General features: G+C 72.0%; 26 protein-coding genes and 1 pseudogene. 13 read left to right on the forward strand and 14 right to left on the reverse strand.

Translation table 11 applies throughout. The features are described 5' to 3' along the window. Window positions 1-30: 30 nt before the first annotated feature. From AB0C78_RS24925 to AB0C78_RS24965, 9 genes are all read right to left on the reverse strand, one after another. Entirely contained in the window at window positions 31-1464 is a 1434-nt protein-coding gene (locus tag AB0C78_RS24925) for a GH1 family beta-glucosidase (RefSeq protein WP_360752051.1), read from the reverse strand. 5 nt (window positions 1465-1469) lie between these two features. Further along, complete coding sequence (locus AB0C78_RS24930; protein ID WP_360751861.1) at window positions 1470-2366, reverse strand: carbohydrate ABC transporter permease; 897 nt, start codon at window positions 2364-2366, stop codon at window positions 1470-1472. Further along, complete coding sequence (locus AB0C78_RS24935) at window positions 2363-3349, reverse strand: sugar ABC transporter permease (RefSeq protein WP_360751863.1); 987 nt, start codon at window positions 3347-3349, stop codon at window positions 2363-2365. Before AB0C78_RS24935 ends, AB0C78_RS24930 begins: the two co-directional genes overlap by 4 nt. A 105-nt stretch (window positions 3350-3454) precedes the next feature. Then, window positions 3455-4744: an extracellular solute-binding protein gene (locus tag AB0C78_RS24940; RefSeq protein WP_360751865.1), complete on the reverse strand. Its 1290-nt coding sequence runs from the start codon at window positions 4742-4744 to the stop codon at window positions 3455-3457. Window positions 4745-4899: 155 nt separating this feature from the next. Continuing rightward, window positions 4900-5958: a LacI family DNA-binding transcriptional regulator gene (locus AB0C78_RS24945; RefSeq protein ID WP_360751868.1), complete on the reverse strand. Its 1059-nt coding sequence runs from the start codon at window positions 5956-5958 to the stop codon at window positions 4900-4902. Window positions 5959-5968: 10 nt separating this feature from the next. Beyond that, window positions 5969-7606, reverse strand: a complete 1638-nt coding sequence (locus AB0C78_RS24950) for a glycoside hydrolase family 13 protein (RefSeq protein WP_360751870.1) — start codon at window positions 7604-7606, stop codon at window positions 5969-5971. 45 nt (window positions 7607-7651) lie between these two features. After that, window positions 7652-8482, reverse strand: a complete 831-nt coding sequence (locus tag AB0C78_RS24955) for a carbohydrate ABC transporter permease (protein WP_360751873.1) — start codon at window positions 8480-8482, stop codon at window positions 7652-7654. Then, complete coding sequence (locus AB0C78_RS24960; protein ID WP_360751875.1) at window positions 8479-9504, reverse strand: sugar ABC transporter permease; 1026 nt, start codon at window positions 9502-9504, stop codon at window positions 8479-8481. The genes AB0C78_RS24955 and AB0C78_RS24960 overlap by 4 nt, the downstream gene beginning before the upstream one ends. Before the next feature lie 5 nt (window positions 9505-9509). After that, the gene (locus AB0C78_RS24965; protein ID WP_360751878.1) at window positions 9510-10859 is read right to left on the reverse strand and encodes an ABC transporter substrate-binding protein; all 1350 of its coding nucleotides are present in this window, start codon (window positions 10857-10859) and stop codon (window positions 9510-9512) included. Window positions 10860-11058: 199 nt separating this feature from the next. On the opposite strand from AB0C78_RS24965, the gene AB0C78_RS24970 reads away from it, so the two are divergent. Then, a complete protein-coding gene (locus AB0C78_RS24970) occupies window positions 11059-11748 on the forward strand; it encodes a nucleotidyltransferase domain-containing protein (protein WP_360751880.1) in 690 nt (229 codons plus the stop codon). 30 nt (window positions 11749-11778) lie between these two features. Here the strand turns inward: AB0C78_RS24970 and AB0C78_RS24975 are convergent, their stop codons facing one another. Beyond that, entirely contained in the window at window positions 11779-12981 is a 1203-nt protein-coding gene (locus tag AB0C78_RS24975) for an RNA-guided endonuclease TnpB family protein (RefSeq protein WP_360751882.1), read from the reverse strand. Between the two features lie 173 nt (window positions 12982-13154). Between AB0C78_RS24975 and AB0C78_RS24980 the strand changes: the two genes are divergently transcribed. The 8 genes and pseudogenes from AB0C78_RS24980 to AB0C78_RS25015 all read left to right on the forward strand — a co-directional run. Then, entirely contained in the window at window positions 13155-13901 is a 747-nt protein-coding gene (locus tag AB0C78_RS24980; RefSeq protein WP_360751885.1) for a nucleotidyltransferase domain-containing protein, read from the forward strand. 167 nt (window positions 13902-14068) lie between these two features. Further along, a complete protein-coding gene (gene ribA, locus AB0C78_RS24985; RefSeq protein ID WP_360751888.1) occupies window positions 14069-14734 on the forward strand; it encodes a GTP cyclohydrolase II in 666 nt (221 codons plus the stop codon). 98 nt (window positions 14735-14832) lie between these two features. Then, window positions 14833-15519: a CDP-alcohol phosphatidyltransferase family protein gene (locus AB0C78_RS24990; protein WP_360752054.1), complete on the forward strand. Its 687-nt coding sequence runs from the start codon at window positions 14833-14835 to the stop codon at window positions 15517-15519. Beyond that, entirely contained in the window at window positions 15476-16456 is a 981-nt protein-coding gene (locus AB0C78_RS24995) for a dehydrogenase (RefSeq protein WP_360751891.1), read from the forward strand. The genes AB0C78_RS24990 and AB0C78_RS24995 overlap by 44 nt, the downstream gene beginning before the upstream one ends. A gap of 44 nt (window positions 16457-16500) precedes the next feature. Continuing rightward, window positions 16501-16899 (forward strand): 6-carboxytetrahydropterin synthase, encoded by a 399-nt coding sequence (locus tag AB0C78_RS25000; RefSeq protein WP_360751894.1) that lies wholly within the window; start codon window positions 16501-16503, stop codon window positions 16897-16899. Further along, window positions 16896-17963, forward strand: a complete 1068-nt coding sequence (locus AB0C78_RS25005; RefSeq protein ID WP_360751896.1) for a glycosyltransferase family 4 protein — start codon at window positions 16896-16898, stop codon at window positions 17961-17963. Before AB0C78_RS25000 ends, AB0C78_RS25005 begins: the two co-directional genes overlap by 4 nt. Continuing rightward, window positions 17960-18757, forward strand: coding sequence for a class I SAM-dependent methyltransferase (locus AB0C78_RS25010; RefSeq protein WP_360751899.1), 798 nt, complete (start codon window positions 17960-17962; stop codon window positions 18755-18757). Before AB0C78_RS25005 ends, AB0C78_RS25010 begins: the two co-directional genes overlap by 4 nt. Further along, a pseudogene (locus tag AB0C78_RS25015) lies at window positions 18754-19521 on the forward strand (lysylphosphatidylglycerol synthase transmembrane domain-containing protein); the annotation flags it as partial. The gene AB0C78_RS25010 and the pseudogene AB0C78_RS25015, both read left to right, overlap by 4 nt. On the opposite strand, the gene AB0C78_RS25020 reads toward AB0C78_RS25015, so the two are convergent. Next, complete coding sequence (locus AB0C78_RS25020; RefSeq protein WP_360751902.1) at window positions 19513-20286, reverse strand: creatininase family protein; 774 nt, start codon at window positions 20284-20286, stop codon at window positions 19513-19515. The pseudogene AB0C78_RS25015 and the gene AB0C78_RS25020 sit on opposite strands and share 9 nt — an antisense overlap. Before the next feature lie 311 nt (window positions 20287-20597). Between AB0C78_RS25020 and AB0C78_RS25025 the strand changes: the two genes are divergently transcribed. The 4 genes from AB0C78_RS25025 to AB0C78_RS25040 all read left to right on the forward strand — a co-directional run bounded on the left by AB0C78_RS25025 (window position 20598) and on the right by AB0C78_RS25040 (window position 23249). Continuing rightward, window positions 20598-21074, forward strand: a complete 477-nt coding sequence (locus AB0C78_RS25025) for a hypothetical protein (RefSeq protein WP_360751905.1) — start codon at window positions 20598-20600, stop codon at window positions 21072-21074. A gap of 326 nt (window positions 21075-21400) precedes the next feature. Further along, the gene (locus tag AB0C78_RS25030) at window positions 21401-22096 is read left to right on the forward strand and encodes a hypothetical protein (RefSeq protein WP_360751908.1); all 696 of its coding nucleotides are present in this window, start codon (window positions 21401-21403) and stop codon (window positions 22094-22096) included. A gap of 34 nt (window positions 22097-22130) precedes the next feature. Next, window positions 22131-22787 (forward strand): class F sortase, encoded by a 657-nt coding sequence (locus tag AB0C78_RS25035; RefSeq protein WP_360751911.1) that lies wholly within the window; start codon window positions 22131-22133, stop codon window positions 22785-22787. A gap of 96 nt (window positions 22788-22883) precedes the next feature. After that, the gene (locus AB0C78_RS25040; RefSeq protein WP_360751913.1) at window positions 22884-23249 is read left to right on the forward strand and encodes an MmcQ/YjbR family DNA-binding protein; all 366 of its coding nucleotides are present in this window, start codon (window positions 22884-22886) and stop codon (window positions 23247-23249) included. Between the two features lie 32 nt (window positions 23250-23281). Here the strand turns inward: AB0C78_RS25040 and AB0C78_RS25045 are convergent, their stop codons facing one another. The 3 genes from AB0C78_RS25045 to AB0C78_RS25055 are packed head-to-tail and all read right to left on the reverse strand — an operon-like array spanning window position 23282 to window position 24877. Then, window positions 23282-23995, reverse strand: coding sequence for a DUF6082 family protein (locus AB0C78_RS25045; protein WP_360751915.1), 714 nt, complete (start codon window positions 23993-23995; stop codon window positions 23282-23284). Window positions 23996-24009: 14 nt separating this feature from the next. Next, window positions 24010-24615, reverse strand: a complete 606-nt coding sequence (locus AB0C78_RS25050) for a DUF6879 family protein (RefSeq protein ID WP_360751918.1) — start codon at window positions 24613-24615, stop codon at window positions 24010-24012. Next, window positions 24608-24877, reverse strand: coding sequence for a hypothetical protein (locus tag AB0C78_RS25055; protein ID WP_151544725.1), 270 nt, complete (start codon window positions 24875-24877; stop codon window positions 24608-24610). The genes AB0C78_RS25050 and AB0C78_RS25055 overlap by 8 nt, the downstream gene beginning before the upstream one ends. Window positions 24878-24969: the final 92 nt, after the last annotated feature.

Raw genomic sequence — 24969 nt, forward strand, 5'->3', positions numbered from 1 at the left:
CCCGGCCGGTGTGCCGATCTCCGCGGCGCGTCAGCCGCCCCCGGGCAGGCCGCCCCGCCGGATCACGTCCGAGTACCAGCGCGCGCTGTCCTTGGGCGTCCGGCGCTGCGTCGCATAGTCCACGTGAACCAGCCCGAAGCGCTTGGAGTAGCCCCAAGCCCACTCGAAATTATCCAGCAGCGACCATGTGAAATAGCCCGCCAGCGGGACGCCGTCGGCGATGGCGGCGTGGCACGCGCGCAGGTGCGCGTCGATGTAGGCGATGCGCCCCGCGTCGTGGACCGTGCCATCGCCGTCCGGCGTCTCGTCGTAGCCCGCGCCGTTCTCGGTGATGTACAGCGGGACGGCCGGGTACTCGCGGTGCACCCGGGTCAGCACCTCGTGCAGCCCGCCCTCGTCGATCTCCCAGCCCATCCCGGTCGTAGGCCGCCCCGCCGCGACGAACCGGACGTGCTCGCTGCCCACCCACGGCGAGTGCACGGCGAACGGCCCCGACGCCGTCTGCGCCGCCTCCCCGGGCGTCCCCGCGACCGTGTGCCGCGTGTAGTAGTTGATGCCGAGCTGGTCGATCGGCTGGTTGATGACGGCGAGGTCCGCGGCGTCGGGCTCGAACCCGTGCCGGGCCGTGTCGGCGAGGACGTCCTCGGGGTAGCGGCCGAGCAGCAGCGGGTCGAGGAACAGCCGGTTCTGCAGGCCGTCGATGCGGCGCGCCGCGTCCACGTCGGCGGGGTCGTCGGTCGCCGGGGAGACCGCGTACAGGTTGACGGCCGCGCCGAACAGGTTGTCCGGCCGGCGGGCCCGCAGCGCCTGCACCGTCAGGCCGTGCGCCAGCATCAGGTGGTGCGCGGCCAGCAGGGACCCGGACGGGTCGAGGCGGCCCGGCGCGTGGTCCCCCGACGCGTACCCGAGGAACGCCGCGCACCACGGCTCGTTCACCGTCGTCCAGTGCTTCACCCGGTCGCCGATGGCCTCGTGGACGAGCCCCGCGTAGTCGGCGAACCGGTACGCGGTCTCCCGCTCGGGCCAGCCGCCCGCGTCCTCCAGCGGCTGCGGCAGGTCCCAGTGGTAGAGCGTCGGCCAGGGCTCGACCCCCGCCTCCAGCAGCGCGTCGACGAGGCGCCGGTAGAAGTCGAGCCCCCGCTCGTTGGCGGCCCCGGCCCCGGACGGCTGCACCCGGGGCCAGGAGATGGAGAAACGGTAGGAGGACAGCCCGAGGTCGCGCATCAGCGCGACGTCCTCGGGATACCGGTGGTAGTGGTCCACGGCGACGTCCCCTGTATCGCCGCCGAGGACCTTGCCCGGGGTGCGCGCGAAGGTGTCCCAGACCGACGGCCCGCGGCCGTCCTCGTCCGCGGCCCCCTCGATCTGGTAGGCGGCCGTGGCGGCGCCCCAGCGGAACCCGGTGGGGAACCGCGGGCCGGCGTCGCGGGCGCCGGCGTCGTCCTGAACGGCGCTGGATTCCAGAGAGGTCACGCCTTCACTGCACCTTCCATGATTCCGCCGATGATCTGGCGGCCGAACAGGACGAACACCACGAGCAGCGGCAGGACCGCCACGGTGGTGCCGGCGAACATGAGCGTGTAGTCGGAGAAGTGGGCGTTCGCCAGGTTGTTGATCGAGAGCTGCACCGTGGGGTTCTCGGGACTGAGCGTCGCCAGCGGCCACATGAAGTCGTTCCAGGACTGCATGAACGTGAAGAGGCCGAGGACGCCCGCGGCGGGGCGCAGCGCGGGCAGCACGACCCGCCAGTAGATGCCGAACGTCGTGCAGCCGTCCACGCGGGCCGCCTCGATCAGCTCGTCCGGGACGGCCTGGTCGGCGTACTGCCGCATCATGAACACGCCGAACCCGGTGACGAGGAACGGGACGATCACCGCCTGCAGATGGTTCTGCCAGCCCAGCTTCACCATGATCATGTAGAGCGGGATGATGCCCATCTGCACCGGGATCATCATCGTCCCGACGATCGTCACCAGCAGCGCGTTCTTGCCGCGGAAGCGCAGCTTGGCGAACGCGAAGCCGGCCAGCGAGGCGAAGAACACGGTGGAGACGGTCACGCACGCCGAGACGATCGCGGAGTTCAGCAGGCCCTTGGCGAAGTAGGCGTCGGGGTTGTCGAACAGCCGGTGCACGTTGCTGCCGCCGTGCCCGCCGGGCAGCAGCGGCGGCGGGACGTCGGAGACGACGTCGTTGGTGCGGGTCGCCACCGCGATCATCCAGTAGATCGGGAAGACCGACAGGGCGAGCGCGACGATCAGCGTGAGGTAGGTCAGCGGGCTGGCGTTCCACAGGCTGTGGAGCCGGCGGGGACGGCCGCCGGCGCGCGCGTGCCGGGCGTCGCCGGGACCGGCCAGGAGCGTGGTCACTTGGTGCCTCCCGTGCGCCGCACGAACAGGAAGTTGATCAGCGAGAACAGGATGATCAACACGAACAGGGCCCACGCGATCGTGGCGCCGTAGCCGTACCGGTCATGGCCGAAGGCGTTGTCGTACATGTACATCGTCAGCGTCTGGAACTGGTGCAGCGGGCCGCCGTCCATCTTGTTGGGCGTCCCCACGCTGAACAGGACCGGCTCGGTGAACAGCTGCAGCCCGCCGATGGTCGCGATGATCGTGGTGAAGATGATCGTGGGGCGCAGCATCGGCACGGTGATCTGCCAGAACTGCCGGATCCGGGACGCGCCGTCGATCGAGGCGGCCTCGTACAGGTCCTTCGGGATCGCCTGCATGGCGGCGAGGTAGATGAGCGCGTTGTAGCCCGTCCAGCGCCAGTCGACCATGGTGGCGATCGCCACCCAGGACCAGCCGCGGCTGGTGGACCAGGCGATCGGGTCGATGCCCACCAGCCCGAGCGCCCAGTTGATCATGCCCCAGTCGTGGTCGAACATCTGGGTGAACACGATCGCGACGGCGGCGGTCGAGGTGACCAGCGGCGCGACCATGCCGATCCGGAACAGGGTCGGCACGCGCATCCGCCGGTTGAGCGCGTTGGCGATGAACAGCGCGATCAGCAGCTGCGGCACGGTCGACAGCACGAAGATGGCGAGCGTGTTGACCGTCGCGTGCCAGAAGTCGGGGTCGCTCCACAGGTACTTGTAGTTGTCGAAGCCGACCCACTTGCGGGTGCCGGAGGCGAGCTCCCAGTCGTGCAGCGACACCCACAGCGTGTAGACCAGCGGGAACGCGCCGAAGATCGCGAAGACGATGTAGAACGGCGAGATGAAGGCGTAGGGCGCGCCCTTCACGTCGAGCCGGGTCAGCCGGGACCGCAGGGAGCGGCGGGCCGCCGGAGGGGCCTGCGCCGGGGGATGCTGGGGGCCGTTCCGGCTGGGGCGCAGTTCGGTGGCCATGGCCTTGCGCCTCCTTTCCGAGGACGGGACTTGAGCGGGGAAGGGAACGGCGGCGGCGCCGTACGGGGAGGTGGGGCACGGCGCCGCCGCCGCGGCGGGAGGCGGCTACCTGGCGGCCTTCTTGGCCGCGTCGACGGCCTTGGACCAGGCCTCGTCCGGCTTGACCTTGCCCTGCCCGACCGAGATCAGCACGTTCTCCACGGCCGCCCGGACGTCCTCGTTCTTCGGGCCGAGGTGGACCGGCTTCACCGCGGCGACCAGGTCACCGAAGATCTTGCCGGCGGGGGCGTCGCTGAAGTAGGCGCTGGTGGAGCCGGCGACGGCCGGGTCCTGCTCGGCCTGCGGCGAGGACGGGAAGGTGTTGGCGGCCTTGTACGCGCCGATCTGCCCCTGCGGGGAGGTCAGGAACTCGGCGAGCGCGGCGGCCTGCTTCGGGTGCTTGGTCTGCTTGGGGACGGCGAGCCACGAGCCGCCCCAGTAGCCCGAGCCGCCCGGCGTGGTGGCCACGTCCCACTTGCCCTTGCCGGACGCGCCGGAGAACTGCTCGATGCCGCCGAGCATCCAGGACGGGCAGGGCACGGTGGCGAACGTGTCGCGCTTGAGGCCGGCCTGCCACGGCGGCGTGAAGATCGACATGTCGGAGGTGAGCTTGCCCTGCTCGAACTTCAGCGCGGTGTCGAACGCCTGCTTCACCGCCGGGTTGGTGTCGAAGACGAACTTGTCGTCCTTGTCGAAGAAGCTGTAGCCGGGGCCGGCGCCGGCGTTCTGCAGGACGGTGGCGCGGAAGAGGCCGGTCGGGCCGTCGAGCCACTTGGTGCCGGACACCTTCTGCTGGAACTTCTGCCCGGTCTGCAGGAACGCGTCCCACGTCGGCCAGAGCTTGCCGACGGCCTCGCGGTCGGTCGGCAGGCCCGCCTTCTTGAACAGGTCCTTGCGGTAGCACATGGCGAGCGGGCCCACGTCGGTGCCGAGCCCGACCAGCTGCTTGCCGTCGGGGCTGAGGCCCATCTGCCACTTCCAGGGCAGGAACTTGTCCTGCAGGGCCTTGCCGCCGTAGTCGAACAGGTTGAGGAACTTCGCCCGCTGCTGCATGTAGAGCGGGAGGATGCCCTCCTCCAGCATGACCACGTCTCCGGCGCCGCTGTTGGTGGCCATCCACTGCTGGATGCGCGGCTTGTACGTGTCCAGGTCGGAGACCTTGCGCTGCTTGACGGTGACGCCGGGGTGGGACTGCTCGAACTGCTTGTAGAGCTGGTCGTAGCCGACCTCGCCGAACACGTCGACGGTGAGCGTCACCGGCCCCGAGTCCGAGTCCTTCTTGTCGTCCCCGCCGCAGGCGGCCGCGAGACCGCCGGCGAGCATGACCGCCATCGCCGTACCCAGTCCGCGCCGCATGATGGCCCTCATGGCGGACCCCTCTCAGGTTGTGTCTTCCATTGCGTGGGAGCGCTCCCACGAAGGAAAGACCGTGAGCCGCCTCACTGTCAATCCGCCGCAACACAACCGTTACAACTCGGACAGAACCGGCCGGGCCCCGAGCGGGGCCCGGCTCAGCCCTCCTGTACGGTGGACAGCCGCCGGGCCGGGGGCGGGGCCGACGGGACCGGCGCCGTGGACCGCCGCACCACCAGCTCCGGACGGAACAGCAGCTCCGTCCGGGGGGAGCGCGCGCCCCGGATCTCGTCCAGCACCGTGCTCACCGCCGCCATCGACATCTCCCGCACGGCCTGCCGGATCGTGGTCAGCGGCGGGTCGAGGTAGGCGGTCAGCAGCGAGTCGTCCATGCCGGTCACCGACACGTCCTCGGGCACCCGCAGGCCGCGCGCCCGGGCCGCGCGGATCGCGCCGAGCGCCATGATGTCGTTGCCGCCGCAGATCGCCGTGCACCCGGCGTCCAGCAGCTTCGCCGCCGCCGCCTGCCCGCCCTCGACCGTGTACATCGTGTTGACGACCAGCGAGTCCACCTCGTCGGCCGGCAGCCCGGTGTGCGCCGCCATCGCGCGCCGGAACCCCTCGGTCTTGCGCCGCGTCGGCACGTACACGTCCTGCCCGATCGCCAGCCCGATCCGGCGGTGGCCCATTGCGGCCAGATGCCCGACGATCGCCTCCAGCGACGCGACGTCGTCATTGGAGATGAACGGCGCGTCGATGTCGGGCCGGTACCCGTTCACCAGCACCACCGGCAGCGCCTGCTCGATCAGCCGGACGTACCGGGCCCGGTCCGAGCGGGCGTTGGCGTGCAGCCCGTTGACGAAGATGATCCCGGCGACGCCGCGCTCCAGCAGCATCTCGATGTAGTCGTCCTCGGCGACCCCGCCCGGCGCCTGCGAGCACAGCACCGCCATGTACCCGTGCCGGGCCAGCGCGCTCTCGATGACCTCGGCGAACGCCGGGAAGATCGGGTTGGTCAGCTCCGGGATGATCAGCCCGATCAGCCCGGCCCGCTGCTGGCGCAGCCGGGCCGGCCGCTCGTAGCCGAGCACGTCCAGGGCGGTCAGCACCGCCTGGCGGGTGGACGGGGACACGCCCGGCTTGCCGTTCAGGACCCGGCTCACGGTCGCCTCGCTCACCCCGGCGTGCGCGGCGATGTCCGCCAGGCGTGTCGTCATAGGTCTCAAATTATCCCTCTTCAAGGCTCTGCCACAGCGCGGTGTCGGGCGGGAGCTCGGCCGTGTCGCCGTCAATGTGGACCGGTCCGCTCGCGAGCAGCAGCCCGCCCCGTGCGGGGACGCGGACCGGGCGGCCGCCCATGTTCACGACGCAGGCGCACGCGCGCCCCGTCGCCGGGTCCTCGCGGACGAACGACAGCGTGCCCTCGGGACCGTCCAGCCAGCGGATCGGGCCGTCGCCGAGCGCGGGGTGCTCGTGCCGGAGGCGCAGCGCCGTCCGGTACAGCGCGAGCATCGACTCCGGGTCCTCGCTCTGCGCCGCGACGGTCAGGTCGCGCCACGACGTCGGGATCGGCAGCCACGACGAGGCGCCCGCGCCGAAGCCGAACGGCGGCTCCTCGCCCTCCCACGGCAGCGGCACGCGGCAGCCGTCGCGGCCCTGGCCCTCGCCGCGCAGCCGCTGCGGGTCCTGCTGGAACTCCTCCGGCAGGTCGAGCACCTCGGGAAGGCCCAGCTCCTCGCCCTGGTAGACGTACGCGGAGCCGGGCAGCGCGAGCGTCAGCAGCGCCGCCGCGCGGGCCCGCCGCAGGCCCGTGTCGCCGCCGCCGTAGCGGGTCACGTGCCGCTTCACGTCGTGGTTCGACAGCACCCAGGTCGCGGGCGCGCCGACCGCCCCCGCGGTGCGCAGCGACTTCTCGATCACCTCCCGCATCCCCGCCGCGTCCCACGGCGCGGTCAGGTAGTGGAAGTTGAACGCCTGGTGCAGCTCGTCCGGGCGGGTGTAGAGCGCGAGCCGCTCGGGGGTCGGCGCCCACGCCTCCGCCACCGCGATCCGCTGCCCGCCGTAGCCGTCCAGGATGCGGCGCCACTCGCGGTGGATGTCGTGGACGGCGTCCTGGTCGAAGTACGGCAGCACGTCGGTGCCGAGCATCTCGACCTGGTCCGGGTGCCCGACGTCGGGCAGGCCGGGCGCCTTGGCCATGCCGTGCGCGACGTCGACCCGGAACCCGTCCACGCCGAGGTCGAGCCAGAACCGCAGGATGTCCGCGAACTCGGCGCGGACCTCGGGGTTCTCCCAGTCCAGGTCGGGCTGCTCGGCGGCGAACAGGTGCAGGTACCACTGCCCGTCCGGCACCCGCGTCCAGGCGGGGCCGCCGAACACCGACTCCCAGTCGTTGGGCGGCTCGGCGCCGTCCGGGCCGCGGCCGTCGCGGAAGACGTAGCGGGCGCGCTCCGGCGAGCCGGGCGCGGCGGCGAGCGCCGCCCGGAACCAGGCGTGCCGGTCGGAGGTGTGGTTCGGGACGACGTCGACGATGATCCGCAGGCCCCGCTCGTGCGCGTCCGCGATCAGGCCGCGGGCGTCGGCGAGCGTGCCGAACAGCGGGTCGACGTCGCGGTAGTCGGCGACGTCGTAGCCGAAGTCGGCCATCGGCGAGACGTAGAACGGGGTCAGCCACAGCGCGTCCACGCCGAGGGAGGCCAGGTACGGCAGCCGGGACCGGATGCCCGGCAGGTCGCCGACGCCGTCCCCGCCCGAGTCGGCGAAGCTGCGCACGTACACCTGGTAGATGACGGCGTCGCGCCACCAGCGGGCGGGGTCCCCGGCGGGGGAGCCCGGTGCGGGGACGGCGAGGGTGTCCTGCGTCATGAACGTCCTTCGGGTAGGGAGCTTGCCGGGGTCACGTGCGGGCCGTCACTTGACGCCGCCGGCGGTGAGGCCGGCGACGATGCGGCGCTGGAAGACCAGCACGAGGGCGATGAGCGGGACGGTCACGACGACCCCCGCCGCCATCTGGGTGCCGAACGGCTGGTCGAAGCCCGACACGCCGGTGAACTTGGAGATCGCCACGGTGGCGGTCTGCATCTCCTTCTTGTTGACCATGGACAGCGCGATGAGGAACTCGTTCCACGCGGCGATGAACGTCAGGATCGCCGTGGTGAACACCCCGGGCGCCGCCAGCGGAATGATGATCTTGCGGAACGCCTGGCCGCGGGTGCAGCCGTCGACCATCGCGGCCTGCTCCAGCTCGTACGGCAGCTGCCGGAAGAACGCGGTGAGCAGCCAGACCGACAGCGGCAGCGCGAACCCGAGGCTGGGCAGGATCATCGCCTGGTAGGTGTTGATCCATTTGATGTCCGTGAACAGCTTCAGCAAGGGCACCAGCTGGGAGATTCCCGGGAACATCGTGGTCGCGACGATCAGCCCGAGCACCGCGTTCTTGAACCGGAAGTCCAGCCGGGCGAGCGCGTACGCGGTGAACGTGCCGATGAGCAGGGTCAGCACGGTGGTGCAGCCCGCGACGACGAGGCTGTTCAGCAGCGCGCGGCCGAAGCCGTTGTCGCCGGAGAACACCGCGTGGAAGTTCTCCCACGACCAGCGCGCGGGGACGATCGAGTTGTCGAACTGGTCCTGCGGCCGCCGGAACGCCGACACCGCCATCCAGTAGAACGGCGCGAGGCAGTACACGGCCACGACGGCGAGGCCGAGGTAGGACAGGACGCGCTTCGGCAGCGACCCGGTCATGCGGTCACCTTCTTCCGCTTCCCCTTCACCGGCCGGTGCCTGCGGGGCCGCTTCGCATGCTGCCGCGCCTCGCCGATGATGTCGGCGCCGAGCAGCTTGACGAACAGGTACGCGATCAGCGCGATGTACAGGAACAGGATCGTCGCGTACGCCGCCGCCGACCCGTACCGCAGGTTGGACGCCTCGAACCAGGCGATCATCGTCAGCGTCTCCACCGACTTCTGGTTCACCCCGATCAGCACCGCGGGCAGGTCGAACATCCGCAGCACGTCCAGCATCCGGAACAGCACCGCGACCAGCAGCGCCGGCTTGACCAGCGGCAGCGTGATCCGCCAGAACTGCTGGACGGGCCCGGCGCCGTCCACCCGGGCCGCCTCGTAGACGTCGCGCGGGATCATCTGCAGGCCGGCGAGGACGAGCAGCCCGATGAACGGGGAGGTCTTCCAGACCTCGGCGATGACGACCGCCGTCTTCGCCTGGAAGCCGTCGGCGGTCCACAGGACCTGGTGGCGCAGCACCGCGTTCGCGGCGCCGTCCGCCTGGAAGATCCACCGCCACAGCAGCCCGGAGATCGCGGTGGGGATCGCCCACGGGACGAGGATGCTGGCCCGCACGAACCCCCGGCCGCGGAACGCCTGCTGCATGATCAGCGCCATCGCGACGCCGATCACCGTCTCCAGCACGACGGTGGTGACGGTGAAGAACGTCGTGTTGCCGAAGGCGTTCCAGAACGCGTCGCCGCGGTCGCCGTGGAAGATCGCGGTGTAGTTGTCCAGGCCGACGAACCGCTCGCCCTGGACGACGAACCCGTTGGCGTCGAGGCCCTCGCCGCGCGCGTACAGCGACTCGCGGAACCCGGCGAGCACCGGATAGCCGATGACCAGCGCGAGAACGAGCAGCGTCGGGGACAGCAGCAGGGCGGCGAGCCGCTTCGTGCCCTGCACGTCGCGCCTGCGCGGGCGCGCCCCGTCCGCCGCGGCGGTGTCCGCGGCGGACGGCGTGCCGTCGTACGTGGTGGTCATGCCGCTCACTGCGCGGTCAGCGGACCGAGCTTGCCCTGCAGGTCGGTCAGCGCCTGGTCGACGGTCTTCTTGCCGGTCACCGCGTCGTAGACGTCGCCCTGGATCGCGGCGGTGACGTCGCCGTACTTGACCGCGACCGGGCGCGGCCGGGCGTTGGTGATGGCCTGCTTCAGCACCGGCAGGTACGGGAACTTCTTCGTCATCTCCGGGTCGTCGTAGAGCGAGGCGAGCGTCGGCGCCTGCGAGGTGGCGAGGAGGTTCGCGCGCTGCGACTGCTCGCCGGTCAGGTACCGGATGAAGTCGAGCGCGGTCGCCTTGTTCTTGGCGAACGCGGAGATCGCCAGGTTGTGGCCGCCGAGGTTGGCGACGCCGGGGCCGTTCGGGCCGGGCAGCTGCGCGACCGCGAACTTGCCCGCGACCTTCGACGACCCGTCGTCCTTGTCGGCGAGCGCGTACTGGTACGGCCACTGCCGCTGGAAGAGCAGCTTGCCGGACTGGAAGTAGCGGCGGCCGCCCTCGGTGTCGAGGGTGACGGCCTCCTTCGGCATCCGGCCGTCCTTCTTGGCGTTGACGAGGAACTCCAGGCCCTGCTTGGCCTGCGGCGTGTTCAGCGTCGGCTTCCCGTCCGGCCCGACGATCGACCCGCCGGCGCTGCCGATCGCCTCGACCGCGCTGATGGTGACGCTCTCGGTCTTGTTGACCTCGGTGAAGAAGCAGTCGACGCCCTTGCCCTCGGGCAGCTTCTTGACCTTGTCGCAGTCGGCCCACATCTCGGCGTAGGTCTTCGGCGGCGCGGAGATCCCGGCCTTGGCCAGCAGGTCCTTGCGGTAGTACAGCATCCCGGCGTCGGACGTGGACGGCACCGCGTACAGGTTGCCGCGGTACTGCCCGGTCGTGACGGTCGCGGGCAGCATCTTCGCCAGGTCGATCTTGTCCTTGGGCAGCGGCGTCAGCCAGCGGTTGGCGGCGAACTCCGCGGTCCACACGACGTCCAGGTTCAGCACCGTGTACGCGTCGGACTTCGTCGTCGCGTTCTGGATCATCTGCTGGCGCTGGTCGTTCGGCTCGTCCGGCAGCTCGATGACCCGGACCTTCTCCTGCGGGTGGTCGGCGTTCCAGCCGTCCAGCTGCTTCTGCAGGTAGCCGGAGCGGTCCTTGCCGGTGACGAACGTGATGGGGCCGCGGCCGGTGAGGCTCGCCGTGCCCGCGCTGCCCTTGGAGCCGCCTCCGTCGTCCCCGCCGCAGGCGGAGAGCGACAGCGCGAGGGCGGCGCACACGACGGTGCCGGTGACAAGAGGGCCGGTGCCGAGGGGGCCGGTGCTTCTCGGGGCGCCGATCGGGGGGATGCGCCGCATGGGGTCCTCCTTCGCGGGACGCGGACGTCGCCCCGCAGGTCCGGGATTGGGGTGGCTGGACCGGGACGTTAGCAACGGCTTGCAGGCTCGTAAATAGCTTGCAGAAACTTTCTGCAAGTCTGTTGCGGAGCCGTAACCCCTTACAGCGCGCGGGCAAACCCGGTGGCGCGCCGGCGGGCGCCTGCGCCAGGCTTCGTCCGTGACCTCCGAAGACCTCCGGCTCGTCCGCGACCACACCGTGCTGTCGGTCGTCACCGGCTCGCGCGCGTACGGCCTCGCGACCGGGGACAGCGACACCGACCGGCGCGGCGTGTTCGCCGCGCCCGCCCCGCTGTTCTGGCGTTTCACCAAGCCGCCGACCCATCTGGACGGCCCGCTGCCCGAGCAGTTCTCGTGGGAGCTGGAACGGTTCTGCGAGCTGGCGCTGGCCGCGAACCCGACCGTCCTGGAGTGCCTCTGGTCGCCGATCGTCGAGACGGTCACGCCGGTCGGGGAGGAGCTGCTGGCCGTCCGGGACGCGTTCCTGTCCCGGCACGCGCACCGCACCTTCCTGCGCTATGCCGACGCGCAGTTCCGCAAGCTGCAAGGCGACTTGCGCAACCATGGCGAGCCGAAGTGGAAGCACGTGATGCACCTGCTGCGCCTGCTGCTGAGCGGCGAGCACCTGGTCCGGACGGGCGAGCCGCTGGTGGACGTCGGCGCCCTGCGCGACCGGCTGCTCGCCGTCCGGCGCGGCGAGACCGGCTGGGACGAGATCGAGCGCTGGCGCGCCTCCCTCACCGCCGGCCTGGACGGCGCCCTCGACCGCAGCCCGCTGCCCCCCGAACCCGACCGCGACCGCGTCGAGACCCTGCTGGTCTCCGTCCGCCGAAGGAGCGTGAACTGTTGACTCTCCCCCCTCCCCGATGGGAGGGGATTTCTACGGCTCGCGCCGTGGATGTTTCTGTTTCACGGCCGACTGCGGAAGGGAGGTCCCTTGCCGTCTGACATCAGCTCCGCAGACATTGCCGGGGTCGTCCCCGGCTACGGCTCGACCAGCCGCAAGGATGTTCTTGGCCGCGTTGTGGTCCCGGTCGTGCCGGGTGCGGCAGCCCGGACACGTCCATGCCCGGGTGGAGAGGCTCAGCTCGGCCAGCAGGTGCCCGCAGGCAGAGCAGGTCTTGGACGAGGGGTACCAGCGGTCGATCACCACCAGGGTGCGTCCGGCCCGCTGGCACTTGTACTCCAGCTGTCGCCGGAACTCGCCCCATCCGCAGTCGGAGATGGCGCGGGCGAGTTTGCGGTTGTGCACCAGGCCGGAGACGTTCAGGTCTTCGATGACGATGGTGTCGGCTCGGCGGATGAGGCCGGTGCTGGTGCGGTGCAAGAAGTCGGCGCGGGCGTTGCGGACCTTGCGGTGAGCGCGGGCGACCTTGGCCTTAGCCTTGCGGCGGTTGTTGCTGCCGGGTCGGCAGCGGGCCATGCGCCGCTGGTAGCGGGCGAGATTGCGCTGCTTCTTCTCCAGATGCTTCGGGTTGGCGATGCGGTCCCCGTCAGAGGTCACCGCGAACTCCTTCACCCCCAGATCGACGCCGACCTGGTGCCCGGTGGCCGGCATGGGCCCGGGGGCGTCGGTGTCGACGGCGAAGGTGACGTACCAGCGGCCGTCGGGCTCCCGCGAGATCACCACCATCGTCGGGGCCAGCGCCGCCAGGTCCACCTCGTCAAAGGACCAGACGAACGCCAGCGGTGCGGTGGTCTTGGCCATCCGCAGTTCTCCGTCGCGCATGCGGAACGCCGAGCGGGTGTAGTGCGCGGACTGGCGAGAGTTCCGGCTCTTGAAGCGGGGATAGCGGGCGCGTCCGGCGAAGAAGTTGGCGAACGCGGCGTGCTGGTGCCGCAGCGCCTGCTGCAGCGGAACAGAGGACACCTCGTTCAAAAACGACAGGTCCTCGGTCTTCTTCCATGCGGTCAGCGCGGCGTCGGTCTGCTTGTAAGACGTGGTCTGGCCGTCGGCGTGCCAGGCGCGGTGCCGCTCGGCGAGCGTCTTGTTCCAGACAAGGCGCACGCAGCCGAACGTGCGACCGAACACGGCCGCCTGCTCGGGGTCGGGGTAAGCCCGGCACTTGAACGCCGTCCGCATAACCACGACTTTACACAGCCGAAGAATTCCTGTAAGCGCTTCTTGGATATCGCAGACCTGGTTGTTGAAGCATCCTGCGTTGGTGTTGAGGCATCCTGCGTTGAACCGGACCGCTCTTTACGTGTCCAAATAACTCCCAGGGCCGAAAGCCGCGTCAACTATTGGAGGACCGGGTGAACCTTCCCGATGGGATGCTCGACGCCCTCGCCGCCGACCATCCGTACCCGCGGGCGTTCGTCACCGTCAGCGGCGCGCACCTGTACGGCTTCCCGTCGCAGGACTCCGACGTGGACCTGCGCGGCGTCCACCTGCTGCCGCTGGAGGAGATCGTCGGGCTGGAGACCGGCGAGGAGACCGTGACGCTCATGTGGGACCACGCGGGCGTGGAGGCCGACGTGGTCACGCACGACCTCGCGAAGTTCTGCGCGCTGCTGCTGCGGCGCAACGGGTACGTGCTGGAGCAGGTGCTGTCGCCGCTGGTCGTCGCGACGTCGCCGCTGCACGAGGAACTGGTGGCGTTGACGCCGGGGCTGTTCACGTCGAACCACGCGCACCACTACCTGGGGTTCGCGCGCTCGCAGTGGACGCTGTTCGAGAAGACCCGCGAGCTGAAGCCGCTGCTCTACACGTTTCGGGTGCTGCTCACCGGGATCCACCTGATGCGGGAGGCGGAGCTCCAGGCGGACCTGACCCGGCTGACCGGATACGGCCCCGCGTACCTGCCGGAACTCGTCGAGGCGAAGCGCGCCGCCGAGCACGGGGCGCTTCCGGCGGACGCGCCGTCCGTGGAGACGTTGCAGGCGGACGTCGCCGCGCTGACGTCCCGGCTGGAGGACGAGCGGGCCCGCAGCGCGCTGCCGGAGCAGCCGCCGGCGCGCCGTGCCCTGCACGAACTCGTGGTCCGCGCGCGAATCGGCTGAACCCTCGGGTACCTCCCCTCCGTGCCAGTCGGTGTGACGGCCCGAAGGTTTCGTTCAGAGCCTGAATGATTCGCGGGCAGATTCATTGCCGGGGACGCGACCGCACGCCGCGGCCGCTGCGTACCGATCGCTGCGGAGCACGGTGATCACGAGCCGAGGAGGGGCAGATGCACGACCAGGGCATCGACAGCGAGGACATCGCGGAGGCGGACCTGAGAACGCGGCGCGGCACGTTCCGCGCCGTCGCGTTCCGGGACCCGGTCGACGGGAACGAGCACATGGCGCTCGTCCGGGGCGACGTCGCCGGCCGGCAGCGCGTCCTCGTCCGGATGCACTCCGAGTGCATGACCGGCGACATCTTCGGCGCCACCCGCTGCGAGTGCGGCGACCAGCTCGGCGCCGCGATGGACGCGGTCGTCCGCGAGGGCGCCGGCGTCCTGGTCTACCTGCGCGGACACGAGGGCCGGGGGATCGGCCTCGTCGCGAAGGTCCGCACGCACGTGCTGCAGGACCAGGGCCTCGACACCGTCGACTCCGCGACCGCGATCGGGCTGCCGGTCGACACCCGCGACTACGGGCCCGCCGCCCGGGTGCTGCGGTACCTCGGCGTCGGGTCGGTGCGGCTGCTGTCCAACAACCCAGCAAAGGTCAGCGCGCTGCGGTCCTACGGCATCGACGTCGCCGCCCGGGTCCCCCTCCTCGTCCCGGTCAGCGCCGACAACCTCCGCTACCTGACCGCCAAGCGCGACCGCCTCGGCCACGACCTCCCGCAGCTGGACGGCGTGCTGCCCGCGAAGGCGGCCCCGGTGGACGCCGGCGAGGCGCGCCGATGACGCGGCCGATGACGGTGTCCCGCCCCGTGCTCCGGACGGGGTGGCGCGGGCCCGTGGTGTGGCGGGCGTGGGAGCTGGCCGCCGCGGCGTGCGTGCAGATGGCGGCCGTGGCGCTGCTGCGGCCGGGCGCCGTGGGCCTCGCCGCCGGCATCGCCTACGCGCTCGCCGCGTGGGGCGTCCTCGAGTTCGCGTTCCGGGGACGGCGGGCGCTGCGGCCCGCCGACCACGTCACGCTGGCGCGGGTCGTGCTCGTCGGATGCGTCGCGGCGCTCGTCGCGGGGCGCCTCGCGGACGGCGGCCCGGCCGGGGCGCTGGTCGCGCTCGCGGCCGTCGCGCTCGTCCTGGACGGGGTGGACGGGCAGGTCGCGCGGCGCACCGGGACGTCCTCCGCGCTCGGCGCGCGGTTCGACATGGAGGCCGACGCGCTGCTGATCCTGGTGCTGTCGGTGCAGGTCGCGACGGTGGCGGGGCTGTGGGTGCTGGCGATCGGGACGATGCGGTACGCGTTCGTCGCGGCGTCGTGGGCGGCGCCGTGGCTGCGGGCGCCGCTGCCGCCGAGCTTCGCGCGCAAGGCCGTCGCGGTGGTGCAGGGCGTGGTGCTGACGGCCGCCGCGTCGGGCGCCGTCCCGTACGCGGCGGCGTTCGTCGGGGCGGCGCTGGCGCTGCTCGCGTGGTCGTTCGGACGGGACGTGCTGGCGCTCGCGGCGCGCCACCGCCGGGCCCGTCAGGGGAGGGGGAGCCATGGAGCCGGACGCGCGCGCGTTCTGGATCCGGTCGCCCGGTGAGGGCGAGATCCGCTCGGTGGAGCTGCCGGAGCCGGGGCCCGGCGAGGTCGTCGTCCGGACGGTGTTCTCCGGTGTCAGCCGGGGGACCGAGACGCTCGTCTTCCGCGGCGGCGTGCCGGAGAACCAGTACGCGGTGATGCGGGCGCCGTTCCAGGACGGCGCGTTCCCCGGGCCGGTCAAGTACGGGTACCTGAACGTGGGGGTCGTCGAGCACGGCCCGCCGGAGCTGGCCGGGCGGCACGTGTTCTGCCTCTACCCGCACCAGACCCGCTACGTGGTCCCGGCGGGCGCGGTCGTCCCGGTCCCGGATGATGTCCCGCCCGAGCGCGCGATCCTCGCGGGGACGGTGGAGACCGCGGTGAACGCGCTGTGGGACGCGGCGCCGCTGGTCGGCGACCGGATCGCGGTGGTCGGCGCGGGCATGGTCGGCTGCTCGGTGGCGGGCGTCCTCGCCGGGCTGCCGGGCTGCGACGTCCAGCTCGTCGACGTCGACCCGGCGCGGGCGGACACGGCGCGCGCGCTCGGCGTCTCGTTCGCGCCGCCCGGCGACGCCGAGGGCGGCCGGGACCTGGTGTTCCACGCCAGCGCGACGGAGGAGGGGCTGGCGCGGTCGCTGGAGCTGCTCGCGCCGGAGGGCGAGGTGATCGAGCTGAGCTGGTACGGCGACCGGAAGGTGAGCGTGCCGCTCGGCGAGTTCTTCCACTCGCGCCGGCTCGCCGTCCGCGCCAGCCAGGTCGGCATGGTCGCGCCGGCCCGGCGGTCGCGCCGCGCGTTCGGCGACCGGCTCGCGCTGGCGCTGCGGCTGCTGGCCGCCCCGGCTTTCGACGCGCTGATCACGGGGAACAGCCCCTTCGAGGAGCTTCCCCAGGCCATGGCCCGCTTGGCGAGCGGGGAGACGCCCGCGCTCTGCCACCGGATCGACCACCCGCAGGGCTAGACGCACGAGAACCGCACGAGAACCGCACGGAACAGGGAGGGCACTTGTTCGGCATCACCGTCCGCGACCACTTCATGGTCGCGCACAGCTTCCGCGGCGAGGTCTTCGGACCGGCGCGGCGGCTGCACGGCGCCACCTTCGTCGTGGACGCGACGTTCCGCCGCGCGGAACTCGACGCCGACAACATCGTGGTGGACATCGGGCTCGCCACCCGCGAGCTCGGCGAGGTGCTGCGGGAGCTGAACTACCGCAACCTGGACGACGAACCCGAGTTCGCCGGGGTCAACACGACGACGGAGTACCTCGCGAAGGTCGTCGCCGACCGGCTCGCCGCCCGGATCCGCGCCGGGGCGATGGGGGAGAGCGCGCGCGGGCTGTCCGGGATCGAGGTGACGCTGCGCGAGTCGCATGTCGCGTGGGCGAGTTACGAGCGCGGGCTATGACCACCGGCATCGCGTTCGTCGTCCCCGCCGACATCGACGACCCGGCCGTCCCGAGCGGCGGCAACGTCTACGACCGGAAGCTCTGCCGGGCGCTTGCCGCTGCGGGACGACCCGTGCTGGAGATCGCCGCGCCCGGCGCCTGGCCGCGGCCCGGCGCGGACGCCCGCGCGGGGCTCGCCAGGTCCCTCGCCGCCCTGCCCGACGGCACCGCCGTCCTGATGGACGGCCTGGTCGCGTGCGGGGTCCCGGACGTCGTCGTCCCGCACGCGTCCCGGCTGCGGCTGGCCGTGCTCGTCCACATGCCCCTCGTCGACGAGGGCGACCAGCATCTCGACGCTCTCGAACGCGAGACGCTGCAGGCCGCCGCCGCGGTCGTCGCGACCAGCCCGTGGGCGATGAAACGGCTGATCCGGCAGCACGACCTCGACCCGGCCCGGGTCCACGCCGTCCAGCCGGGCGTCGACCCCGCGCCGCTCGCCGCCGGAACCGACGGGGCGTCCCGGCTGCTGTGCGTCGCGTCCGTGACGCCGCGCAAGGGCCACGACGTCCTCGCCGAGGCCCTCGCCCGTGTCGCCGACCTGCCCTGGACGTGCGTCTGCGCCGGACCCCTCGACCGCGACCCCGCCCACGCCGAGCGGGTCCGCGGGCTCCTCGCCCGGCACGGCCTCGCCGACCGCGTCGACCTCGCCGGGCCCCTCACCGGGCGCGCCCTCGACGCCGCCTACCACGCCGCCGACCTCGCCGTCCTGCCCACCCGCTCGGAGACCTACGGCATGGTCGTCACCGAGGCGCTCGCGCGCGGCACCCCCGTCCTGACCAGCGACGTCGACGGCCTCCCCGGCACCCTCGGGCACGCGCCCGGCGGCACCGCCCCCGGAATGCTCGTCCCCCCGGACGACCCCGCCGCGCTCGCCGCGGCCCTGCGCCGCTGGCTGCGGGACCCGGCCCTGCGCGACCGGCTGCGCGCCGCCGCCCGGCGGCGGCGCGGCGCCCTGCCCGGCTGGGACGGCACGTCCCGCCGCATGGCCGCCGTCCTGGACGGACTCGCTGAGGAGACACCATGACCGCTTTCGCCCCGGCCTGGCTCGCGCTGCGCGAGGAGGCCGACGCCGCCGCCCGCGCCGGCGAGCTGCTCGGCCCGCTGCGCGCGCGCCTGCCCGCCGGCGAACCGCTGGTCATCTGGGACCTCGGCTGCGGCACCGGCGCGCTCGGCCGCTGGCTCGCCCCGCGCCTTCCCGGCCCCCAGCACTGGGTCCTGTACGACGGCGACCCCGCCCTGCTGGAGGAGGCCCGCGCCAACGCCTACCGCACCGCCGACGGCACGCCCGCCACCCTCGAGACCCGCGAGGGCGACCTCGCCGGTCTGCGCGCCGCCGACCTCGTCGGCGCGTCCCTGGTCACCGCGTCCGCGCTGCTGGACGTCCTCACCGCCGGGCAGGTCGACGGGATCGCCGCCGCCGCGTCCTGCCCCGCGCTGCTCACCCTCACCGTCGCCGGACGCGTCCGGATCGTCCCGCACGACCCGCTCGACGCCGAGATCGGCGCCGCGTTCGACGCCCACCAGCGGCGGGACGGGCTGCTCGGCCCCGACGCCGCCGCGGCCGCCGCGACCGCGTTCCGCCGCCGCGGCGCGACCGTCCAGACCCGCCCCAGCCCGTGGCGGCTCGGCCCGGAGCGGGCCGGGCTCACCGCCGAATGGCTGCGCGGCTGGGTCGGCGCCGCCGTCGAGCAGCGCCCCGACCTCGCCGAACCCGCCGCCGAGTACCTGCGGCGCCGGCTCGCCGACTGCGACGCCGGCCGCCTGACCGCCGAGGTCCACCACATCGACCTGCTCGCACTCCCCGGGGGAACCACGTGAAGCTCCGTCCCTGGCTGCGCGTCGCGGCCGCCCTGGCGATCCTCGCCGGACTGCTGTGGTGGCACAGCACGTCGGCGTTCGTCGCCGCGCTGAAGGCGGTCGACGGGCCGTCCGTCGCGGCGGCGCTGGCCGCCGGCCTGTTCAGCACCGTGTGCGCCGCGGCCCGCTGGCGCCTGATCGCCCGCCGCCTCGGCCTCCCGCTGCCGCTGACCGGCGCCGTCGCCGCCTACTACCGGGCGCTGTTCCTCAACGCGGTGCTGCCCGCCGGCGTCCTCGGCGACGTGCACCGCGCCGTCAGCCACGGCCACCGCGCCGGGGACGTCGGACGCGGCGTCCGCGCGGTCGTGCTGGAACGCGCCGCGGGGCAGATCGTCCTCGTGCTCGCGTGCCTGGCCGTCCTGCCGGCCCGCCCGTCCCTGCTGGCGTCGCTGACGCCCGCGCTGATCCCGGCCGCGCTGGTGCTGAGCGTCCTGCTGGCGCTGGCGCGCTGGCGGCACCGCGCCGTCGCCGCCGCGCTCGCGGAGGCCCGCGGCGTCCTCGCGGCCTGGCCCGGCATCGCCGGGCTGTCGGTCGCGGCGCTCGCCGGGCACCTCGCGCTGTTCGTCGTCGCCGCGCGCGCCGCCGGATCGCACGCGCCCCTCATCGAGCTGCTGCCGCTGCTGCTGCTGGCGCTGCTGGTCATGGGCCTGCCGATCAACGTCGGCGGCTGGGGGCCGCGCGAGGCCGTGACCGCGCTCGCGTTCGGCGCCGCCGGCCTAGGCTCGGCCGAGGGCCTCACCATCTCCGTCGTCTACGGCGTGCTGACCTTCGTGTCCGCGCTGCCGGGCGCCCTCGCCCTGCTGGTCCAGCACGGCGAGGCAGCTCCCGAACGCCCCGACGAGGCGGGCGAGCGCGTCCCGGCCCTTGCCGGCGGAGGCCAGTGACGGCCGCCCGATGACCCCGGACGCGGTGTAGGCCGCCATCCCGGCCGTCAGCAGGTGCCGCCGGTCGTCCGCGAGGTGATCGGACCCCTCGTACCCGGGCCGGACGAGGTCGGGGTGCGCGTGCAGCAGGATCGACGTCTCCAGCTCCCCGGCGTGCATGTCGGAGATGCCGGACGTCGCCATTCCGGCGGCGGCGCGCGCGTCCTCCCATTCGTCCATTCCGGGGAACAGCGCCATGTCGCCGCCCGCCTCCTGGACCGCGTTTCCGAGGACGTAGTTGCCGCCGTGCCCGCTGACCAGCACCAGCTTCGGCACGCCAGCCCTGCGCAGCGAGTCCGCCACGTCCCGCACCACCGCGTACAGGGTCGCCGCCGAGATGCTGACCGTCCCGGGCCATGCGGTGTGCTCGTGCTCGTGCGAGCAGGAGATCGTCACCGGCGGCAGTACCCGCACCGGGTACCGCTCGGCGATCGCCGCCGCGACGGTGCACGCGATCACCGTGTCCGTGGCCAGCGGCAGGAACGGCCCGTGCTGCTCGAAACTCCCGACGGGCAGCAGCGCCACGCGGGCGTCCCGTTCCTCCGTGCTCGTGTGCGTCGGCAGCATGCGCCCACCCTGCCACGCCCACGCCCGGCTGCGGGCCGCGGACGCCACCGGGTGGCCTGATCGTCGCGACTCGCATTGCTTTTCGTCTTTGTCGTACATGATCAGCATGTCCATTATCTGGGCTTCTGGCGGCGGCAGAAGATCATCGCTTGGGAGTACTCCGACGCGGACTTCACGATCGGCGCCCCACGCTGTCCCCAATGTTTGCGATCAGTGCGACATCAGTCGAATTCCCTCGGGAAATGTGATCAACGAAACGATGTCGGACACCTCCGGCAAAGAACAAGATCACTAGTTCGGGGAGAAGTATGATGACAAGCGCGCGAACCGGCGTGAAGCTCGCGGTGGCCGGTGCGGCGAGCGGCCTGACCCTGCTGAGCGGCGGCGCCGCCCTGGCGGCCACCGCGCCGCACGGCGGGCCCGTCGGCGCCGGCGACATCTGCCGGTACGAGGTCATCGCGCGGAGCGGCCTGAACGTCCACCAGACGCCGCGCGGCAAGCTCATCCCGCCGCCGCTGAAGTTCGGCCTGCACATCGGCGCGGACTGCAAGGCGAGCAACGGCGGCTGGGTCGAGCTGCACCAGGGCGTGCCCAAGAACCAGCTGCACGGCTGGGTCTTCAAGAAGTTCCTCAAGCCGATCAAGCCCACCGGCGGCGCCTCCGCCGGTGCGGGCGGCACCTCCGCCGCGGCGAACCCGATGCTGGCCGGCGCCGGCCTCGGGGCGATCGTGCTGGGCGGCGGCCTCGCCGTCGCGGTCCGCCGCCGCCAGGTGAAGGGCCTCTCCTGACCCGCGCGTCCGGGCCGCGCACCGCGGCCGGCCGACGCACCCTCGCGGTGCCGGCCGGCCGCAGTGCCCTCCGGGACGCCCGCCTCCCGAAAATGGGGGGAATTTCCGTCCTTGCCATGCATGAACGCATTGTCGATAATGGCGAGTCTTGTCGCGCGAGATAGGACTGCGCTTTGTCGTCCGACAATGAGATTTTCGATCTGCCGACCGATCGCTATCCCCAACGTTTGCGACCACGACGGCATGTCCCTAATGCACTAGGGGCAGCTTGATCACGACGAAGTCGGACACCTCCGGCATCAACAAGATCACTAGTTGGGGGAAGAATGAGCTCAAGCGCGCGCACTGGCATGGCGCTCGCGGTCGCCGGGACCGCCGGCGGCCTGATGCTGCTGACCGGGGGCGCGGCCGACGCGGCGACCGCCACGCCGCACCTGGCCGCCGCGCCGAAGATCTGCCGCTACGAGGTCACCGCGAGCGCCCTGAACGTCCGCACCGGCCCGGGCACGAGGTGGGAGACGGTGCCGCCTCCGCTGCGGCACGGCAAGCACCTCGGCGCCGACTGCATCACGAGCCAGTCCGGCTGGCACCAGCTCCGGTCGAACCAGGTCGGCAAGTGGGTCAGCGGCCAGTTCCTGCGCCTGCTCAGCCACAGCGGCCGGAGCTGCCGGTACGTGGTCACCGCGAACACGCTGAACGTCCGCACCGGCCCGAGCACCGGTTACAACACCTCGCCGCCGCCGCTCCACCGCGGCCAGCACATCACGGCGGACTGCCGGGCCAGCGAGGCCGGCTGGCGGGCGCTCCGCCAGAGCGTCCCGGCGAACCAGGTCGGCAAGTGGTCGTTCGGCGGGTTCCTGAAGCCGATCCGCTCGGCCCGCGGCGGCGTCATGGCCGGTGGCGGCGGTACCGCCGCCGCGTCGTACAACCCGCTGCTGGCCGGGGCCGGCCTCGGCGCCATCGCGCTGGGCGGCGGGGTCGCGATCGCGGCGTTCCGCCGCCGGGCGCAGGGGCTCTCCTGAGCCGATGAGCAAAGCAAGGCGCAGCGGCCGGCCAATGCACCTGTGGTATTGGCTGGCCGCCGTCCTCATCGCGACAGGGACCGCCATGTGCGTCGTCGGGTTCCGGCTGACCGGCCCCGACGCGCCGCCGCAGCCGCCCTCGTCCAACCTGGTGGAGAAGGCGCCCGACGACACGGCGCCGAACCCGGAGCAGGCGCTCGCGCCGTCGGTGCCCGAACGGGTCCGGATCCCGTCCATCAAGGTGGACGCCCCGGTCATCCGGGTCGCCACCAAGCCGGACGGGGAGCTGGAGGTGCCGCCGCTCAGCCGCGTCGACCAGGTCGGCTGGTACCAGGAGGGCCCGACGCCGGGCGAGAACGGCCGCAGCGTCCTCGTCGGCCACGTCGACTCCAAGACCAGGCCGGGCGTCTTCTATCGGCTCGGGGCGCTCCGCCCGGGACGTCGGATCGAGGTCGTCCGCAAGGACGGGACCGTCCCGGCCTTCCGCATCGACCGCATCCAGCGCGTCGACAAGGACAAGTTCCCGACCGGCAGCGTCTACGGCCGCGAGGGGGGCCCGGAGCTGCGCCTCATCACGTGCGGCGGCCGGTTCGACCACGCGCGCGGCCACTACGTCGACAACATCATCGTCTACGCGTCCCTGGTCCCGGGCGGCCAGAACACCGCCCAGAAGGCCCACACCGAACGCTGACCGAGCACCGGCCCCGGTACCCCCGCGGTACCGGGGCCGCCGCACGCCCGTGCGACCCTGTCACCGAAGCCCGCCCGGAGAACGACGGAGGCCCGGATGGCACGCGGCTCACTGCGCGACCAGGTGATCGACGACTGCGCGGCCAAAACGGGCGCGGTGGAGGACTACCCCTTCGGCGACGGCGTGGCCGTGTTCAAGGTGGCCGGACGGATGTTCGCGCTCGTGTCCCTCGGCCCGCCCCCGGGCGCCGTCAGCCTCAAATGCGACCCCGACCTGGCCGTCGAACTGCGCGACCGCCACGCCGCGATCACCCCCGGCTACCACCTGAACAAGCGGCACTGGAACACCGTGACCCTGGACGGCTCCGTCCCCGACGACGAGCTCCAGGAAATGATCGACCACTCCTACGACCTCGTAGTGGCCCGCCTAACCAGAGCCCAACGAACCCACCTGACAAGCTGACCGAACGCCCAGCTAGACCGCGGTGCGCAAGTTCACGTGCGGGACCGGCGGGCGAACGCACGCCGGAGGATGGGCGTCAACGCAAGCGCACCGGCGGCCGCGGCGGCAAGGAGAGCCCAAGGCCGGCGGCGAGAAGGCCGCGGCTCAGGTGGGGGAGCGGGTGCTCGCCGGTACTCCTCGTCCAGGATCTCGTGGAAGCGCCGGGCTCGCTTACTGCCGGACGTGCTCAGGCGCACCTGGCGGGCTTCCTGCCAGTAGGCGCGGCCGGGCCGGCCGCTGAACATCTCGCGGGAGATGGCGCGTAGACGCACCTCGGGGAGGGCCTTGGTCTCGTAGGACATCTGCCACTCGGAGACGATCATGTTGATGTACATGAGCTGACGGCGCGCCGTCCGATCCTCCCCTTCGGGAACCGGCCCCCACGCCTCGTCCAGCGCGGGGTCGTCCATCGCCATCTTGAGCAACTCGGCGATCGCGATGCGCCGGGCCTCCTCACGAGCGATCTTCGTATCGTGCGCCTGAAAGATGAGGGTGGCGACGATGCCGATGAGAGCGAGAACGGACAGGAGCGCGGACGCGGCGCCGTAGGTCTGTCCGATGAAGCTCCAGCGCTCCCAGCGGGTCGTCGGCCCGGAGAAGGCTCGCAGGGCCCATGGCGACGCACCGATGAGACCGATGACGAGGAGCGTGCCGAGGCTGAAGAGGAGTGTGCTCAGCCTGCTCCGGCCCAGGCGAACGGAAGGCATCTACGAACGATAGTTCAGACCGCGGGAGCGGGGAGTGGAGCGACCTCTCGCTCGAAGAAATCAAGGAGGGGTTCGCCCCTCCGGTAGAGGTCGGCTATCTCTGCGGCCGCTGTCCGGATGATGTGGGGCTCCTTGATGGACCGGGCCCCGCATGGCGTCCAATCCGGTAGGTATTGGACTTCGTAGAGGACACGCTTGCCGATGACGACGACCTCGGGCAGTTGGCCTCGCGATTCGAGTGACGACAGTTCATCGGCCCGCAGCACGCTCAGCTCGAAGCCCTCCTCGGCGAGCATGCGGAGGGCGTGCAGCTCCCAATGCAGGTAGGGGCTCACCGGGTACTCGACCACGCGGACACGGCGGACGCTCAACCCTTGGCGCTTGTTGCGGCGCGCTTCGGCGCGGACGGCTCCCCGGTCCCTCTCCAGAAGGCGAAGGGAGCGTTGCCAGTCCCCGGCCGCGAACGCCTGCCAGCTCGGGTCGTTCAGCTCGCGGAAGACCTGAGAGCGCTCCAGCTTCCAGACCACGCCGGTCAGGCCCTCGATCTGGCGTGCGAAGTCCCGGTGATAGGCGGCATGGTCGAGCACGCCACCGGGAATGGTCGGAATCTTGTCAAGCATCTCGGATGTCCGGTTTTGCGGCGGACAGCAGGCGGCCTGAGATGATCACGAGGCGCTCGTCGGAACCGATGCTCACCCCGGGTGGGAGCCGGTCGCTGTACGCGCTGGTGGCGTCGCGGCCGATAACGGCGATGTCGCCGTTGTCCAGCTCCCAGATCTCGGGACAGTCCTGGGTGGTGCGGCTGTCGCCCACGTCAGCGGCCGTCTTGCCGAGTCTCCGCTGGAACTCCGCGCCATGATCGGCTTCCCATGGCCTGGACATGAAGTCACTCACTTCCAGTAGCCGGTGCTAGTAGGAATATTCTCACCGGTGTGCCGCCCCGGCAAGTGTTGCCTTAATCATCCAGCTAGTGC

Source organism: Actinomadura sp. NPDC048394 (assembly GCF_040651755.1).
Taxonomy (GTDB): domain Bacteria; phylum Actinomycetota; class Actinomycetes; order Streptosporangiales; family Streptosporangiaceae; genus Spirillospora; species Spirillospora montaniterrae.